Below are 16,028 nucleotides of genomic sequence, written 5' to 3'. Positions count from 1 at the left end.
GTGGTTTATGATTCATTACAGCCAACAATTATAACCACCTCTGGTTCGGAGACATCATGATCAGCGCCGACACCGCATTCGTTTTCGCGGGCATTGCCTGCCTGCTGGCCCTCTCGCCAGGGCCGGACAACCTGTTTGTGCTGTTTCAATCCATGCTGTGGGGCTGGCGTGCCGGAGTCATGATCACGCTGGGTCTATGTACGGGGCTGCTGTGGCATACCTTTATTGTGACCATCGGGGTTGCTGCACTGATTGCCGCCTCGCAAACGGCGTTTCTGGTGCTGCGGCTGATTGGCGCCGCGTACCTGCTGTACATGGCCTGGCAGGCATGGCGCGCGCCGCCCGTCTTTGCCTCAAGCGAGGCCGCGCCATCACGCCGCAGCGACCTGCAGTTCTACAGGCGTGGCATCCTGATGAGTGCCACCAATCCCAAACTGAGTATTTTCTTTCTGGCTTTCCTGCCGCAATTTGCGCGCCCCGAAGCTGGCTCGGTCACGTTGCAGCTACTTGCGCTAAGTGCAATTTTCATTGTGTGTGCGCTGTTGATGTTCAATCTGCTCGCGGCATTTTCCAGCTTGGCAGGACGCTATCTGAAGCAATCGGCACTTGCCCAGCATATAGTGAACCGCCTGGCTGCCGTGGTGTTTGTCGGCCTGGCAGTCAAACTGGCCACCAGCAGCAAATAAATTTCAAATGAAATAATTTGAGATTCAAGGATTGTGTTTCGAGGTTCAAGCAGCCATTTACTTCAGTCTGATATCCAGCCGGACAACATCGCCACGATAGATGCCATCACCGATAAAAACGATTGTGCCGTTCTGATCAACGGCGCTGCGATGCACATGCGCCACGGGGGCGTTTAGCGGCAATTGCAGCAGGTCGGCCAATTCCGGATCGGCTGAACCCAATGTCAGCGTCTGATGCGCCTCAACGATTTCCAGGCCCGGCAGATCGCGCAGGATGCGCATCGAAGTTTTGGTTTCGAAGGCCTTGGCCGGAATCCGCCGGCACACTTTCTCATCGATAAAGACTTCGCCAAGATAATAGGGTCGCCCGTTGCGCCAGTGACGGCGATGCCAGTACTGGTAACTGTCGGCCAGCTTGCCCAGCGACAGGTCTGCCGAAGATGGCATGCGCCGGTCCCTGGCAGACAGGATTTCAATACTGACGCCTTCAGGCGCAATAAGCTGGCCATCCCAGTTGGAAGCCACCTCACACCAGAATTGCTCTTGCGGCTTGCCGGTAACAAACGTGCCTTTTGCGCGATAACGCGCAATCAGCTTCTCGTCCTCCAGCAAGTCCAGGGCCTGGCGCACCGTGGCGCGGGCGACCTGGCACTCTTCAGCCAGTTCGTCCACTGTTGGTATTTGCGAGCCGACGGGCCACTGCCCGGATTCGACCCTGCGCCGGAACAAGCTGGCCAGTTGTACGTAACGGGCTGCAGCGCTACGGCTGAAGTCAATCGGGGCAATGCTGTTCCTGTTCTGCGCTTGCGTCATTTTCCTGTCCATTGTGTGGCGGGACTTTGCCGAAAACGGGATGTATGTCTATGCTTCCGCCTGCGGCAATGCCATTAACTAGTGCATTATAGCCAGTGATGCTGATCACCGTGTATCCAAAGGCGTATCAACCAGACTATCGTCCCTTGAACGCCGGCGCTCGTTTTTCCACGACTGCACGCACAGCCTCGCGCGCATCTTCCGACTGCATCAGTTTGGTGCTGTACTGCTGTTCCAGCTCATAGCCCTCATCCACCGGCATGGTTTCGATCCGGTTCAGGGCTTCTTTCATGGTCACCAGTCCGATTCGGCTTTTTGATGCAATAACCTGCGCCATATCCATGGCTGTTGACATCAGCAGTCGCGGTACGACCACCCGTTCGACAAAACCAACGCGATGCGCCTCCCAGGCGCTGATCTGCTCGCCAGTAAAGGCCATGTATCGCAAGCTGCCTTGCGGCACCAGGCGACCGGTATGTGCGCCACCACCACAGCGTCCAACATTGATCTCCGGCATGGAAAAGGTCGCCTTTTCCGACGCGACGCGAATATCGCTGCTGCTGGCCAGTACGCTGCCCGCGCCCAGCGCGGGACCATTGACCGCGGCAATGACGGGTACAACGCAATGACGAATGGCATGAAAAGTCGCGCGCACCACTTTGGCCCGCATGGGATCTTCTTCAGGCGTGGCCGCCAGGAACTCCTTGAGCTCCAGCCCGGCGCAAAAGGCTTTGGTGCCTTTGGCCGTAAAGACAACGACATTAATATCGTCCATGGTGTTGATCGATTCAAAAACCCGGGTGATCGCCTCGTAACGGGCCAGGGTCAGGGCGTTGACCGGTGGGCTGTCCAGTGTGACAATCGCTATTTTTCCCTGCTTTTCCAGTGCAATTTCGTTCATATTGATTTTCCTTAGCTTCAGACTATGCCGGATTCGCGCAACTCGCTAAGCTGCGTGGCGTTGTAGCCCAGATCAGTAAGCACTTTTTCGGTATGCTCGCCCAGTAACGGCGGTGCGGCGTCAAACGCCAGCGGCCGGTTGGTAAAGTTGATCGGGCAAACTACCTGCGGGACCGAAACCCCCAATGGATGAGGCACATTGCGCAGCATTTTGCGATGCTGGATCTGCGGCTCCTGAAAGACTTCGGCAACACTATTGATCGGACCGCAAGGCACGCCCGCCGCGCTAAGGGCCGCCACCAGATCGGCACGAGGCCAGCGGGCAAACTCTTGCTGCAGCAGTCGTGTCAGTTCGGCCACGTTGCGCGCCCGCTGGGCATTGACACTGAACCGCTCGTCGCTGACCAGTTCAGGCCGCTTCAAGGCATCACACAATTTGACAAATTGCCGATCGTTACCGACAGCCAGAATCACTGCGCCGTCCTGGCAAGCATAGACATCCTGGGGCTGAATATTCGGATGCGCATTGCCGCCGCGTTTGGGCGTATTGCCAGACAGCAGATGGTTCATGGCCTGGTTGGACAACACGGCCGTCTGGACGTCGAGCATGGCAAGGTCGATATATTCGCCTTCGCCGGTCTGCTCGCGGTTGGCCAGCGCAGCCAGAACCGCTACGGCCGTATACATACCCGTCATCAGGTCAACAATGGGAATGCCGACCTTTTGCGGACCGCCGCCGGGTTTGTCGTCCCGCTCGCCTGTCACGCTCATCAGTCCACCCATGGCCTGGATGAGGAAATCGTAGGCCGCCTCGTTCTTGCGTGGGCCATCCTGACCGAAGCCGGTGACCGAGCAATAGATCAGCCGCGGATTCACTTTTTTCAGGCTGGCATAATCCAGCCCATACTTGGCCAGCGCACCGGTTTTGAAATTTTCCAGCACAATATCGCAATCGGCCGCCAGCTCGCGCACGATCTGCTGCCCTTCCGGCGTATCCAGGGCAATGGTGATGGACTGCTTGCCACGATTGACCGACAGATAATAACCCGCTTCGCCGGTATTGTTTCCTTCGCTATCCTTCAGAAACGGCGGCCCCCAGGCTCGCGTATCATCCCCCTGGCCGGGTCTTTCCACCTTGATAACCGTCGCGCCCATATCGGCCAGCAACTGGCTGGCCCACGGGGCAGCCATGATCCGGCTCAGATCCAGCACCCGTACGTGCGAGAGCGGTCCGCTTTTCTGACTCATTTTTCCATCTCCTTGATCTGATGTGCATGCTTTCTGGTGGGAAATGCGTAATCGGTCACGACGCTTCATCATTTTGCGTTCTCCGGCGCTGGCACCAGCCACACCACTGTACCAGCGGGGCTATTCAGTGTCCTATCCCAATAGGACATAATTATAGCCTATATAGTTCAATAATACGACCTATTGACATTACAAACAGAATACCCTAGCATGTCCAGTATCCAGTGCTGCGTTGCCCGCCACAGCCTTATCGATAAGAACAACGGGCGCCTTTCATAATCAACGAGGAACTCCATGAGACTGTCCCCCATTTCATCATTTGCCCCACGTACGGGCCTGCGCTTGCAGGCTGTCGTGGCAGCTACGCTGACACTCTGTGCCGCGCTGGTTTCGCCCACGCCGGCGCTGGCAGCCAAAGACTATCCCTCAAAACCCGTTAAATTGACTGTACCGTTTCCGCCAGGCGGATCCAGCGATACCGCCGCACGTATACTGGCCGAAGGCATGTCCAAACAGATGAAGCAGACCATGGTGGTGGAAAACCGCGCGGGCGCTGCCGGCACCATAGGCGTCGCCTCGGTGGTACGTGCACATCCGGACGGCTATAACCTGGGCGTGGGTCCGGTAGGGGGCACAATTATTGCCCGTCTGATCGGCATGAAAGTGCCCTACCAATCAGACGACGTGGTCCCCATCGCCAACATCGGCTCGCTGCCTTTGGTCATTGCCGTCAACAAGGATCTGCCGGTAAACAATATCAAGGAATTGGTGGCGCTGGCAAAATCCAAGCCCGGTAGCCTGTCTTACGGCACCTCGGGTGCCGGCACACCCGGTCATCTGGTATTTGAATACTTCAAAAAAATCACCGACATCGACCCCGTACATATTCCCTACAAAGGAGATTCGCCGCTGACCAGCGATCTTATCGGCGGTCAGGTACCTATCGGCATTCTGACCGGGCCCGCAGCAAAAGCGCAGCTGGAAAATCCCAAACTGAAATTTCTTGCCGTCAGCAGTGCCGAGCGTTATCCGCAAATGGACGAGGTCCCGACCCTGGTTGAAAGCGGTTATCCAGATCTGAATATCGAGATTTGGAACCTGTTGATCGCACCGGCCAAAACCGATCCCGCCATATTGACCAGTCTGAACACGTCTATGAATTCGGTACTGAAAGAGCAGAACACGATATCACGCCTGGAAGCGCAGGGTTATCTGCCACCGGTATCTATGTCGCTGGAGCAAGCCCGCGAGTTTGTCGAAACCGATCGCAAGAAATGGGAAACCATTGTAAAAACGACCGGCGTCACAATCGGGCAGTAAACAGCGAATACCGCGGCAAGTAGCGGGCCAGCGGGCCCGATTGCCCGGCCGGGTCGCCTTAGCCAGCGGCCCTTTCTACCGTCCGCCTCCTGCAGTGCGGACAATTCTGATGGAGTCTGTGAATGTTGCTTGTAGATACCCCTGCCGATCTGGCTACGTATTGTGGACAGTCTCTTGGCACAAGCCAGTGGTTTACCGTTACGCAGGATCAGATTGACCACTATGCGCGCCTGACCGGCGATGATCACTGGGTACATGTTGACGTCGCACGTGCTCAGTCCGATATGCCCGATGGCAAAACGATTGCGCATGGCTTTTTTATTCTGTCTCTGATTCCCCTGCTGGCCCGGGATATTTTCAAGATTGAAAACCGCGGCAAGGGACTCAATTACGGACTAAATCACCTGCGTTTTGTGAGCCCGGTACCTGTGGGTTCCAAAGTCAGGTTGCAGCAGTCGCTGCTTGACGCACAACCGAAAAATGGCGGCACGCTATTTACGTTTGAAAATAAATTTGAAATAGAGGGAGAAGCGCGCCCAGCATTGGTGGCCACCATGCTGTTGCTAATTTATGACAAGTGAAATAGCATTGCTCACAGTCCCGGGACATACTCAAAACCGGAACGTGGTGACAGTCGCTCCCTGACATCGCCAGCTTTTTCCGGCGGCAAGCGCCTTAACGTCCTCGACTTTCTCTACACCCGCAACCGGTATAGAACATTAACACGAAACACGCGGCCCAGAATCCTGGCATGGTTGCATCACACTGACACGAACACTTGCCGACTATTGGCGATTGAGTTCTGGCTGTGATTCTGGCTCTTCTGCCTCTTCTGGCTCTGGCCGTAACCAGCACAGCATCCGGCCCACGTCAAACCCGGTTCACATGCCCCCGAGCCGTTATTTAATCGAAAATAAAAAATATGCCGCCGCTTAGATTCTTCGCGACGGCATATTTTCGGACACCGATTGGCCGACACTGTTGTGCATCGGCGTAATGGCCTGTTAACAAGCAGCGGCGCGTTAAATAACCTTCTTCTCGCGCAATGCGGAAATGGCTGCCTGGTCCATCCCCAGCAACTCATTTAACACCTCGTCGGTATGCTCGCTCAGAGTCGGTGGCGGGCGTCGGTAATCAACGGGCGTGGCTGACAGCTTCAGCGGATTGGCAATCTGCGGAATACGGCCCGCTGTCGAGTGCTGCATATGCATCAGCATATCGCGGTGCTGCAGTTGGGGATCTTCAAATACCTGACTGAGATCGTTGATCGGTCCGCAAGGCACGTTCATGGCGTCCAGTTGATCCTGCCAGTGCCGGATCGGATGCTTGATCATCACGGCCTGCAACATCGGGATAAGCTCCTTCTGGTTCTGTGCACGCAACCGGTTCAAGACAAAGCGGGGATCATCAGCCAGCTCGGGCAGGCCGAGCAGTTGCACAAACTGGCGAAACTGCGAATCATTGCCGACAGCTATCATCAGGTGTCCATCGCTGCATTCAAACGCCTGGTACGGGCACGTAATGGGCGACGCTGTGCCCATGCGTTTGGGAACGATGCCCGATACCAGATAGTTCATGGCGATATGACCAATAGAGGCCACCTGCGCGTCGAACAGGGCGATATCGATATACTGGCCCTCTCCGGACACGGCATCGCGATGGTTCAGCGCGGCAAGAATGCCGATGATGGCATAAAATCCGGCTGTCAGATCCGACACCGCATAACCGACTTTTTGCGGACCGCCTCCAGGTTCTTCTTCGGGATTGCCGGTCAGGCTCATCAGTCCACTCATGGACTGGAAAATCGGATCGTAACCCGGACGATGGCTGTAAGGCCCCGACTGACCAAATCCGCTAATGGAGCAATACACCAGACGCGGGTTGATGGCTTTGAGCGAGTCGTAATCGAGGCCATAACGGGCCAGATCACCAGCCTTGAAGTTCTCGATCAGCACATCGCAATGCCGGACCAGTTGCCGTATCACCTCTTGTCCTTCGGGACTGGATATATTGACCGTGACAGAGCGCTTGCCCCGATTCATGGCCAGGAATGACGAGGTCTCGGCTGTTTCGTTGCCGGCTTCGTCCTTGGCCCGGTAGCCCTGCTGCCGGACATCATCGCCACGGCCGGGCCGCTCTACCTTGATCACGTCGGCGCCCAGATCCGCCAGCATCTGGCCGGTCCACGGCCCCGAAAATACCCGTCCCAGGTCCAATACCCGGATATGCGAAAGCGTTTGTGCCATGTCTACTCCAATTTCATTTCAGTTGCTATATTCGGTTGCTTTGCTCAGCGACTGTGCTCAATTGCGCTAATCAATTGCAGTGTTCAGTTGCCGATTACAGTGTTCAATTGCGTTAGTTCAATTGCAGTACTGCTATCGGCTCATCCGGCTATGACGTCGGCAGCGCCAGCACCACTTTTGCCAGGATATTTCTTTGAATCTCGTTGGTTCCGCTAAATATTTTTGCGGCCGCAGCGTTGTATAGCGGCATCTGCAAATCGTCCACGGTCACGGCCCCATGACTTTGTCCATTGGACTGGTCGTCGTCAGCAGTATCCCTAAAGGCGCTTGCTCCTTCTCCAAAAACGGCTGCGCCTGTGGTGCCTGCCTGTTCGCCGGCTGCGTCCAGCAACAGAAGCGAGGCTTTCTCGTGCGTTTCCGTCGCCCATATTTTTAACAACGACACATTAGCCGGCAGCGGTTCATTGCGTCGAACAATATCGGAGAATGCAGCGTAAGCGGAAGACAGATCAGCAATATCCATATGCAGCTGGGCATATTCGGCCATGAAGGCCGGATCCTGGTCCAACCCGCTTGCGGCGATGACCTTGTCGATCATGGCCAGCGTACTCTGCGAATGTTTGGGATTACCGCTAAACAGGCGCTCAAAGCCAAGTAGCGCCTTGGAAATCGTCCATCCCTGATTCAGTTGTCCAACCAGATTCTCTTTGGGCACTTTCACATCGTCAAAGAAAATTTCGCAATACTCTTCGTCACCCGCAATAGTGCGGATCGGCCTGACCGTAATGCCCGGTGTTTTCAAATCCACCATCAAAAAACTGATGCCGGCCTGCTTCTTGACGTCTTTGTCCGTACGCACCAGCATGAACATATGCGTAGCATCCTGAGCCAGCGTGGACCAGGTTTTCTGGCCATTGACAACGAAGTGATCACCTTGCGCCACCGCCTCGCAACGCAGTGACGCCAGGTCGGATCCGGCATTGGGCTCCGAGTAGCCCTGCGCCCAGACATGTTCGCCTGACAAAATCGCCGGCAGGTACTTTTCCTGTTGTTCCGGCGTGCCATAGCGAATTAGGATCGGCCCCAGCATGACCAGTCCCTGATCGGGCGGACGACCCACGCCATAACGCTCCTGCTCTTCGATATAAGCAATCATTTTTTCCGCTGACAATGCCATGCCGCCATATTGCTTCGGCCAGGAAGGAGCGATCCACTTCTGGCGCGCCAATGTGCGATACCAGTCGCCAATTTCATGCCAGTGCAGGCGACGGGTGCGATGCCGCAAATGCTCGGGATAGTATTTGCGATAGAAAGCGCGCAACATCTGCCGGAACTGGTCTTCGGGCATCTGGTCCCAATCGCCATCAGTGGGAAATGAAGTCCAGGTGTCTTCCGATGCATCTATCTCAGTTGTATCGCCCGCCGTTGCGGCAGGCTGCAGTTGCAGTGACTTCACATAGCGCGTCAGATTCGCGCGGCGGTTACCCAGTTCGCTGGACAACGCAATGGCGCGCTTGAGCATCAAGCCGACATCAGACTCGTCAGAATAACCCATGCCGCCATGCATCTGCACCGCCAGGCGCGTAATCTGGCCGGCGGCCACTTCGCCCCGGGCCTTCAGGCGTGAAGCCTGCATGGCCAGCGCTGCTGGCTGCTCTGCGGGCCTTGCGGTCACGTCCCACAAAGCAAACTCAAGCATCTGCAACTGGATATAACTGTCTACCATTCGGTGCTGCAAACTCTGGAATGCGCCTATCGGCTTGCCAAATTGCACGCGCACCTTCATGTACTCCAGCGTCGTGTCAAAGGCGCGCCTTGCGCAGCCCAGCAATTGTGCCGATACGGCAATGCGAGCATAATCAACGGCCTTGTTCAGTGCCGCCAGCACTGCCGGTCCACGTGCAAGCACTTGTGTCTGGTCCACGCGAGTTGCCTGCAACTGCAACGAGCCCAGGCTGCCGCCATCGACGCGCGGCAAGTCAGTCATTTGCATGCCGTGGGCGTTCGCTTCGATCCACAGCAGGACATCTTCATTCTGTTCGCTTGCGACAACGAGCCAGCCGCTTGCGCCGGTGGCGGGTGACACGTTGACAAAGCGCGCCGACACCGCTTGCATGTCGCCATCGACCACAATAGCCGGGCCCCGGTGCGCTTCGGTTTGATCTGCGGTCTGCTGCCAGGCGGTGCCAACGACCAGCGATCCATCCGCAATACCGGCGAGCAACCGATCGCGCAAAGCGCCGGGCTCAAGCGCATTCAGTAGTGTCACGGTCTGCACGGCAACAGCAACCAGGGGTTCTGCCGGCAAGGCGGCGCCCAGTTCCTGGGCAATGGCGTTCATTTCGCCCAGACCCAGGCCCAGTCCACCCTGCTCTTCGGGAACCAGCACCGCCAGCCAGCCGGCATCGGCCATTTGCCGCCAGAAATCGCTATCCAGCGCAGGCAACTGCGACACCCGCTCACGGATACGCTCGGCATGGTTGGTTCGTGACAAAAGATCCCGGGCACTATCCCGGAAGGCGTCAATTTGTTCCTTATCCAGGGCCATTTACTGTTCTGCTCCTTCAACGAATTCATAGAGTGTCGATGGGTTGTCTACCCATATCTGCTGGCGGACCGTATCGTTGCCGAACCAATCCCATGCCAGGTCAATCAGTCGACCGACGTCGGGGGCACGCTCGCCCATGCGGACATACGGCCAGTCCGATCCCCACAAGACGCGATTGACGTTGGCCTCAAGTAATGCATCATGGAAGGGACGAACATCGGTGTAGTCAGGCGCCTGCGTCGATACTCGGCATACCGACAGCTTGATCCACAACCGGTTTTCACGCAGCAGTCGGCACACCAGTTGGAACAGCGGATCCTGCATGCCTCGGTCGAGCACAACACTGGCCATATGATCAATCACTACTGGCAGCCCCAGGTCTGTCACCCGCTCCAGCCACGGCTTATAACGATCATACGGGCCCCACATCTGGACGTGCATGCCCGCTGCCCGCATAGCGGGCGCCAGGATTTCGATGCTGTCAAAACCGACGCTGCCCGGAAACAAATTGCCTTGCGGGTCGCGTGCTTCAATAAAGCGCAAACCACAAATGCCGGCGGCGCGCCATTGCATTAACTGTTGTGCGTCTGTGTCCGGGGTTGCCACGCCAATGCCGCGCAATGTTTCGGGACGCTGTGCAATCGCATCCATGATCGCCGATACATCGGTGCCGTAAGGCGCCGGCTGAACCAGCACGCCGCGCTGCATGCCGACGGTATCGAGCATGCTCAGGTAACGCGCGGCAGGCGCATCCGGCGGTGCGTAGGTCGAACGCAAATGCAAGGGAAAAGTGCTATAGGGTCCGAAGACATGACAATGGGTATCACAACTGCCATCAGGCAAAGTGACTGCGGGCGCGGTGGGCATGCGCGGCATTTCCACGCTATCGGGAATGTAATTTTCGGTCACGCCGTGATGCCCTCCAGAGAGATTGCCGCCAGCTTACTGACGGCCTGCATGCCGTCGCGCTGTGGTGGCACCAGCGGGTTCGCCGCGCCATCGGGCAATGGAATTTCGTGGGCATTGAGCGTCATGGACACCATGGTGTAATAACCCACGACGGCGGTCAGCTCGACCACACCAGTCACATCGAACCAGCTGCGAATGCGCTCATAGACGGGCGGAGCAACGGTACCATGCGCCAGCAACTGCCGGGCAAACTCATAGACGGCGGCATCCTGCGGATCGGTAAAACCCGGGGCTTCGCAGTTTTTGATTTCATCTGCAATGGCTTGAGGCAGACCCGCAGATAGCGCCGCCTGCTCGTGGATGAACCATTCGATCTGGCTGTTCCAGTGGCGCGCCGTGACCAGAATCGCCAATTCGTTCAGGCGCGGCGGCAAACTGGTACCGAAGCGCAGCATTTCACCCAGTTTCTGCCAGCGCTGCGCCAGCTCCGGGTTATGCAGCACCGCGCGCAAGGGACCGACCAGCCGGCCGCGCGGGCCACTGACAATATCGTCATAAACAGCACGCTGGGCCTCGTTCATGGTCTCGACGGTGGGAAACGGGATACGACTCATAGATTTTCCTGGAATTATTGCAGTAGTGGCTTGGGATAAATAAAAATGCTAAGTCTGACACCGATCAGGGCGTTTCTGCCGGTTCAGTGGCGACAACAGAGGGACGGCGCATGAATACATCGGCGTGCCAGCGCGCCAGATCGGGCGCACGCTGGCGCCAGCCCAGATCGGCAAATCGGTAGTCAAGATAAGACAACGCGCAGCCGATGGTAATGGCACCCATATCAAACCCGGCTTGCTCAATGTCGGCCTTGTTTTCCTGCAAGAAGTTAAGCGTCGCTTCGGTTTTGAGCGCAAACGCGCTTAACCAGGCTTCGGTCTGTTTTTCTGCCGCCTTGTTGCGCTCCTGACGAAACAGCAGCAAGGCATCCATGAAGCCATCGCCTAGCGCCTGCTGGCGCAGTACACGAATGCGCTTTTGCGGGTCGTCAGGAAACAGTGCTGCCCCCTGCTGCCCCGAGCGCCCGGCCAGATACTCGCAAATGACGCGCGAGTCGAACAGGCTATAGCCATCGTCAAGCACCAGAGTCGGCAACTTGATCAGCGGATTGTCCGGCAGCAATGTCAGGTTCGGCTCTGCCATGGCAACCGGCGTGCGAACAAGTTCGACCGAGTCGGTCTGGCCGGTTTCGTGAAGAACGATCATGACTTTTCGCACGAACGGCGAACGGGGTGACCAATGCAGTTTCATCATGCCTCTGGGTAGTTAAGTTTCGAATATCAAGCGCGTCGCAGATGCTTATGACGCTTTCGGTTTATAGGGAATACGCGGCAGCTTGAAGGACTGGCGCGTATGCGAATACCAGCCGGCGCCGTGCATGCGTCCGACCAGATCCAATTTGTTGCCGTCGATGTAGCATTTTTCTGCATCGATCACGGCGGCATCGTCCACGTGCAGGCCTTCGACGCGAGCAAGCAGAATAATGCGCTTGCTATCGACATCAATTTCTTTCCACAGCCGGCACTCCAGCGCGACAGGGCTGGCCGCAATCCGGCCCGGCTTTACCTTTTCCGAAGGCAGCGTGGCAAGTCCGGCTTCGCGCAATTCGTCAACATCATAGGGGTATTCAGTCGCGGTAATATTCATGGCGTCCATCAGTGATGCCGGCACGAGGTTGATGACAAACTCGCCGGTGCGTTCAATATTGCGCAGACTGTCTTTCTTTTCATCACCATGGTGGCCGATGCCAAGCGCCACCACGGGCGGGTCGCCCGAGAGCACATTAAAAAAGGAAAACGGCGCAGCGTTGTAGGCGCCGTCTTCGGACTGAGTAACCACCCAGGCAATCGGGCGTGGCATCACGACACTGCCCATCAGTTTGTAGGTACTCTTTCCTTCCAGTGCCTGCATATCGAAATACATAAATTGTCTCCGTCAGTGTCCGTGTTATGGCCTTGCCTGCTTTCCAGGGCGCATTTTCCGTGAGTAAAGGCGAAAAAGCCATACTTATGACCTTTTAAATATACCATTATTCCACCGCCTGGACAAGTTTTGAGCGGCAATAGAAGATGGAAAAAACGAAAGGCGTGTCGGAAATTCAAGGGCGCGCAGGATGCGTAACTTGCACCACGACATCGCGCCAGACCGGCAGCCCGAAAGTACGAAATTAGGACGCTGCGGAGAATCGCAACACGCCCTTGTCATCCTCCTTGCGAGTCAGCTTGCCCTCATGGTACAGCGTGTGCAAATGTGCGAGGGCTTCCCCCATGGCAAATGTCATCTGATGCAAATCCAGCTTGCGTTTGAACATCAGTGGCACCACATCAGACGCCGACATCGGCTTTTCACTACACCACTGCAACACTTCGCTAAGGCGTTCGGCATGATGCGCGTGCTGCTGACGCAACCGCTCGTGCAATCCCTTGAAGGGTCTGCCATGCGAAGGCAGCACCAGCGTGTCCGCGTCCAGCGGTTCGTAGCTAGCCAGCGACTGCAGATACAGCTTTAACGGATCGGCGTCGGGCTCATGATCGAAGACACTCACATTGGTGGAAATGCGCGGCAATACCATGTCACCTGAAATCAGTATCTTGATTTGCGGACAGGACAGGCTGATATGTTCCGGCGCGTGACCGTAGCCAGCAATGAATTCCCACTGGCGGTCGCCGATGCGCAGGCGCTCGCCACCCAGCATCCGCACGAAACGCCGCGGCATGCCTTCAACCAATGACGGATAGTAGCTGGCCCGTTGGCGGATCTGCTCCTGCGCATCCGCATCTGTCAGACCGTGACGCGCAAAGTGCGCAACCGCCACATCGCCACCGGTGCCGGCTCCGCCAGCCGATCGCGACGACCACAGCGATGCAACGTAGAAATCGGTCATGCTCATATGCAGCGGCGCATTCCAGCGCTCGCAAATCCACGCTGCCAGGCCCGTATGATCCGGATGCATGTGCGTGACAACCAGCCGCAAGACGGGCAGGCCTTCGAGCGCATTGTCGAAAATCGTTTCCCACAGCGCCTTGACTTCCGGTTTGGCAATTCCGGTATCGACCACCGTCCAGCCCTGGCGCCCATCCACTTCGTCCCTGAGCAGCCACAGGTTGATATGATCCAGCGCAAAAGGCAGGGGCATGCGAATCCACTTGATGCCAGGCGCAATTTCCTGGGCCTCGCCCGGTTGCGGCAACTGTTCACCGAAGGGATAATCCAGTCTTGCTTCCAGCTCATTCATGCGTACCTCTCCTCATTGACAATTAGTTTTAATTCATAGATCATAGTTTACGTTAACGTAAACATGCAAGTCCGAATCCTCTTGCGGACTGCTTTGGCCCCATGAACCCACGCACCTGGTCTATTTCCGAACTTGCGGAAGAATTCAATATCACGCCGCGCACGCTTCGTTTCTACGAAGATCACCGCATCGTCAATCCGACCCGCGACGGGCAAAAGCGGATCTATACGCATCGGGATCGCACACGCCTCAAACTGGCATTGCGTGGTAAAAGACTAGGGCTGCAACTATCCGAGATCTGCTCGCTTATCGGCATGTACGAAGGGCCTGGCAGCACCCAGCCGCAATTGCAAAGTTACCTGGCAATTCTGACCCGGCACAAGCAGCAACTCATGCAGCAAAAGCAGGACCTGGACCAGACCCTGGCTGAAATCGATGAACAGGAAAAAAACTGCCTGAAACTGCTAAGCGAAGTGGGCGACACGGCGACATCAGGATAAATTGTCCCAGCCCCAGGTTCATGCAAACCCAATAAGCGTCACGCGCTCGCCTGGCGACACGGACACCGGCACGCACACACCGACACGGATCCAGGCACGGACGCTGGCTCCACGACCCACACCCAATGTCATTTTCCGCGTACGGGTTTTTCCTGAGCCAATCATTATTGACGTTTACGTAAACGTAATGATATATTAAGCGCCAGTCCCGGACCCGGGAGAAATGCGAGCAATCGCAATTTCCACACTGGCGATTACCCTTGTTTGCACCCTTCGGTCATCAAGCCGCGATCCGGTTCACGTAAACTTATAGTTGTTGGTGAGTTCCACTCAGACCCTCACTCACTTACGCACCACCTCGACGGAGATCTTTCATGACGCTTCCCGGTTTGAATTTTGACTTGGGCCAAGATCTGGACATGCTGCGCGATGCCGTAGCAGATTTTGCCAAGGCAGAGATAGCTCCGCGTGCAGCCCAGCTGGACCGCGATGACCAGTTTCCCATGGATCTGTGGAAAAAATTCGGCGATCTGGGTGTCCTTGGCATGACAGTCAGTGAAGAATATGGTGGCGCCAATCTTGGGTATCTGGCCCACATGATAGTCATGGAAGAACTCTCGCGCGCCAGTGCCTCGGTGGCCCTGTCTTACGGCGCCCACTCCAACCTGTGCGTCAATCAGTTGCATCGCAACGGCACCGAAGCGCAAAAGAAAAAATACTTGCCCAAGCTTATAAGCGGCGAGCATATCGGTGCGCTGGCCATGAGCGAGCCCGGCGCCGGTTCCGATGTAGTCAGCATGAAATTGCGCGCCGAGAAAAAAGGCGACCGCTATGTGCTCAATGGCACCAAAATGTGGATCACCAATGGCCCCGACGCCGATACCTTGGTCGTCTACGCCAAAACCGACCCGCAAGCCAACGCCAAGGGCATTACCGCTTTCATTATTGAAAAAGACTTCAAGGGGTTTTCCGTCGCACAAAAGCTGGACAAACTTGGCATGCGTGGCAGCCATACCGGCGAGCTGGTATTTGAGAACTGCGAAGTGCCGGAAGAAAATATCCTGGGGCAGCTCAATGGTGGCGTCAAGGTGCTGATGAGCGGGCTCGATTACGAGCGCGCCGTGCTGGCCGGCGGCCCGCTGGGCATCATGCAGGCCGTCATGGACATTACCGTGCCCTATGTGCATGACCGCAAGCAATTTGGCCAGTCTATCGGCCAGTTCCAGCTTATCCAGGGAAAAATGGCCGATCTGTACACCACGCTGCAGGCCAGCCGGGCATTTTGCTATACCGTGGGCAAGCATCTGGATCGGCTCGGCACCGGCCACGTGCGCGAGGTGCGCAAAGACTGCGCCGCCGTCATCCTGTATTGCGCGGAAAAAGCCACCTGGATGGCAGGCGAAGGTATCCAGATTCTGGGCGGCAACGGTTACATCAATGAATACCCGACCGGGCGCCTGTGGCGCGATGCCAAACTATATGAGATTGGTGCCGGCACCAGCGAAATCCGCCGCATGCTCATTGGGCGCGAATTGTTCAACGAAACACAATAACGTTTCGGCCCGGTTG

Annotated in this window: 15 protein-coding genes; 5 read left to right on the top strand and 10 right to left on the bottom strand. The window is 56.5% G+C overall.

Annotated features, from left to right (window positions below; all coding sequences use genetic code 11):
• The first annotated feature begins 56 nt into the window (after window positions 1–56).
• Window positions 57–686: a LysE family translocator gene (locus CAP48_RS03765; RefSeq protein ID WP_100694646.1), complete on the top strand. Its 630-nt coding sequence runs from the start codon at window positions 57–59 to the stop codon at window positions 684–686.
• A 57-nt stretch (window positions 687–743) separates the two neighbouring features.
• Here the strand turns inward: CAP48_RS03765 and CAP48_RS03760 are convergent, their stop codons facing one another.
• The 3 genes from CAP48_RS03760 to CAP48_RS03750 form a co-directional block, all read right to left on the bottom strand.
• Window positions 744–1,499, bottom strand: a complete 756-nt coding sequence (locus CAP48_RS03760; protein ID WP_100694645.1) for a GntR family transcriptional regulator — start codon at window positions 1,497–1,499, stop codon at window positions 744–746.
• Window positions 1,500–1,635: 136 nt separating this feature from the next.
• Window positions 1,636–2,400, bottom strand: a complete 765-nt coding sequence (locus CAP48_RS03755; RefSeq protein WP_100694644.1) for an enoyl-CoA hydratase-related protein — start codon at window positions 2,398–2,400, stop codon at window positions 1,636–1,638.
• A 17-nt stretch (window positions 2,401–2,417) separates the two neighbouring features.
• Window positions 2,418–3,647 (bottom strand): CaiB/BaiF CoA-transferase family protein, encoded by a 1,230-nt coding sequence (locus CAP48_RS03750; protein WP_100694643.1) that lies wholly within the window; start codon window positions 3,645–3,647, stop codon window positions 2,418–2,420.
• A 294-nt stretch (window positions 3,648–3,941) separates the two neighbouring features.
• On the opposite strand from CAP48_RS03750, the gene CAP48_RS03745 reads away from it, so the two are divergent.
• Together CAP48_RS03745 and CAP48_RS03740 are read left to right on the top strand one after the other, a co-directional pair.
• Window positions 3,942–4,967, top strand: coding sequence for a tripartite tricarboxylate transporter substrate binding protein (locus tag CAP48_RS03745; protein ID WP_100694642.1), 1,026 nt, complete (start codon window positions 3,942–3,944; stop codon window positions 4,965–4,967).
• Between the two features lie 122 nt (window positions 4,968–5,089).
• The gene (locus CAP48_RS03740; protein ID WP_100694641.1) at window positions 5,090–5,548 is read left to right on the top strand and encodes a MaoC family dehydratase; all 459 of its coding nucleotides are present in this window, start codon (window positions 5,090–5,092) and stop codon (window positions 5,546–5,548) included.
• Window positions 5,549–5,989: 441 nt separating this feature from the next.
• On the opposite strand, the gene CAP48_RS03735 is transcribed toward CAP48_RS03740, so the two are convergent.
• From CAP48_RS03735 to CAP48_RS03705, 7 genes are all read right to left on the bottom strand, one after another.
• The gene (locus tag CAP48_RS03735) at window positions 5,990–7,213 is read right to left on the bottom strand and encodes a CaiB/BaiF CoA-transferase family protein (protein ID WP_100694640.1); all 1,224 of its coding nucleotides are present in this window, start codon (window positions 7,211–7,213) and stop codon (window positions 5,990–5,992) included.
• Between the two features lie 148 nt (window positions 7,214–7,361).
• Window positions 7,362–9,761 (bottom strand): acyl-CoA dehydrogenase, encoded by a 2,400-nt coding sequence (locus CAP48_RS03730; protein ID WP_100694639.1) that lies wholly within the window; start codon window positions 9,759–9,761, stop codon window positions 7,362–7,364.
• On the bottom strand, window positions 9,762–10,670 hold the full coding sequence (locus CAP48_RS03725) for an amidohydrolase (protein ID WP_100694638.1): 909 nt from the start codon (window positions 10,668–10,670) through the stop codon (window positions 9,762–9,764). It abuts the gene before it with no gap.
• On the bottom strand, window positions 10,667–11,284 hold the full coding sequence (locus CAP48_RS03720; protein WP_100694637.1) for a carboxymuconolactone decarboxylase family protein: 618 nt from the start codon (window positions 11,282–11,284) through the stop codon (window positions 10,667–10,669). Before CAP48_RS03720 ends, CAP48_RS03725 begins: the two co-directional genes overlap by 4 nt.
• Window positions 11,285–11,348: 64 nt before the next feature.
• The gene (locus CAP48_RS03715; protein ID WP_100694636.1) at window positions 11,349–11,975 is read right to left on the bottom strand and encodes a glutathione S-transferase family protein; all 627 of its coding nucleotides are present in this window, start codon (window positions 11,973–11,975) and stop codon (window positions 11,349–11,351) included.
• 48 nt (window positions 11,976–12,023) lie between these two features.
• Window positions 12,024–12,647: a flavin reductase family protein gene (locus CAP48_RS03710; RefSeq protein ID WP_100694635.1), complete on the bottom strand. Its 624-nt coding sequence runs from the start codon at window positions 12,645–12,647 to the stop codon at window positions 12,024–12,026.
• Window positions 12,648–12,891: 244 nt separating this feature from the next.
• Complete coding sequence (locus CAP48_RS03705; protein WP_100694634.1) at window positions 12,892–13,959, bottom strand: MBL fold metallo-hydrolase; 1,068 nt, start codon at window positions 13,957–13,959, stop codon at window positions 12,892–12,894.
• A gap of 101 nt (window positions 13,960–14,060) precedes the next feature.
• Between CAP48_RS03705 and CAP48_RS03700 the strand changes: the two genes are divergently transcribed.
• Window positions 14,061–14,459: a MerR family DNA-binding transcriptional regulator gene (locus CAP48_RS03700; protein ID WP_100694633.1), complete on the top strand. Its 399-nt coding sequence runs from the start codon at window positions 14,061–14,063 to the stop codon at window positions 14,457–14,459.
• A gap of 374 nt (window positions 14,460–14,833) precedes the next feature.
• The gene (locus tag CAP48_RS03695; protein WP_100694632.1) at window positions 14,834–16,012 is read left to right on the top strand and encodes an isovaleryl-CoA dehydrogenase; all 1,179 of its coding nucleotides are present in this window, start codon (window positions 14,834–14,836) and stop codon (window positions 16,010–16,012) included.
• Window positions 16,013–16,028: the final 16 nt, after the last annotated feature.

The sequence above is a fragment of the Advenella sp. S44 genome, assembly GCF_002810445.1.
Lineage (GTDB): Bacteria > Pseudomonadota > Gammaproteobacteria > Burkholderiales > Burkholderiaceae_B > Advenella.
Note: the sequence above shows the minus strand (reverse complement) of the source record. Positions and strands in the feature narration are given on the sequence as shown.

Coding starts and splice junctions, on each gene's coding strand:
- CAP48_RS03735 (WP_100694640.1), bottom strand. CDS start 7,213: ATGGCACAAACGCTTTCGCATATCCGGGTATTGGACCTGGGACGGGTA.
- CAP48_RS03715 (WP_100694636.1), bottom strand. CDS start 11,975: ATGAAACTGCATTGGTCACCCCGTTCGCCGTTCGTGCGAAAAGTCATG.
- CAP48_RS03695 (WP_100694632.1), top strand. CDS start 14,834: ATGACGCTTCCCGGTTTGAATTTTGACTTGGGCCAAGATCTGGACATG.
- CAP48_RS03730 (WP_100694639.1), bottom strand. CDS start 9,761: ATGGCCCTGGATAAGGAACAAATTGACGCCTTCCGGGATAGTGCCCGG.
- CAP48_RS03720 (WP_100694637.1), bottom strand. CDS start 11,284: ATGAGTCGTATCCCGTTTCCCACCGTCGAGACCATGAACGAGGCCCAG.
- CAP48_RS03740 (WP_100694641.1), top strand. CDS start 5,090: ATGTTGCTTGTAGATACCCCTGCCGATCTGGCTACGTATTGTGGACAG.
- CAP48_RS03750 (WP_100694643.1), bottom strand. CDS start 3,647: ATGAGTCAGAAAAGCGGACCGCTCTCGCACGTACGGGTGCTGGATCTG.
- CAP48_RS03760 (WP_100694645.1), bottom strand. CDS start 1,499: ATGACGCAAGCGCAGAACAGGAACAGCATTGCCCCGATTGACTTCAGC.
- CAP48_RS03765 (WP_100694646.1), top strand. CDS start 57: ATGATCAGCGCCGACACCGCATTCGTTTTCGCGGGCATTGCCTGCCTG.
- CAP48_RS03745 (WP_100694642.1), top strand. CDS start 3,942: ATGAGACTGTCCCCCATTTCATCATTTGCCCCACGTACGGGCCTGCGC.
- CAP48_RS03710 (WP_100694635.1), bottom strand. CDS start 12,647: ATGTATTTCGATATGCAGGCACTGGAAGGAAAGAGTACCTACAAACTG.
- CAP48_RS03755 (WP_100694644.1), bottom strand. CDS start 2,400: ATGAACGAAATTGCACTGGAAAAGCAGGGAAAAATAGCGATTGTCACA.
- CAP48_RS03700 (WP_100694633.1), top strand. CDS start 14,061: ATGAACCCACGCACCTGGTCTATTTCCGAACTTGCGGAAGAATTCAAT.
- CAP48_RS03705 (WP_100694634.1), bottom strand. CDS start 13,959: ATGAATGAGCTGGAAGCAAGACTGGATTATCCCTTCGGTGAACAGTTG.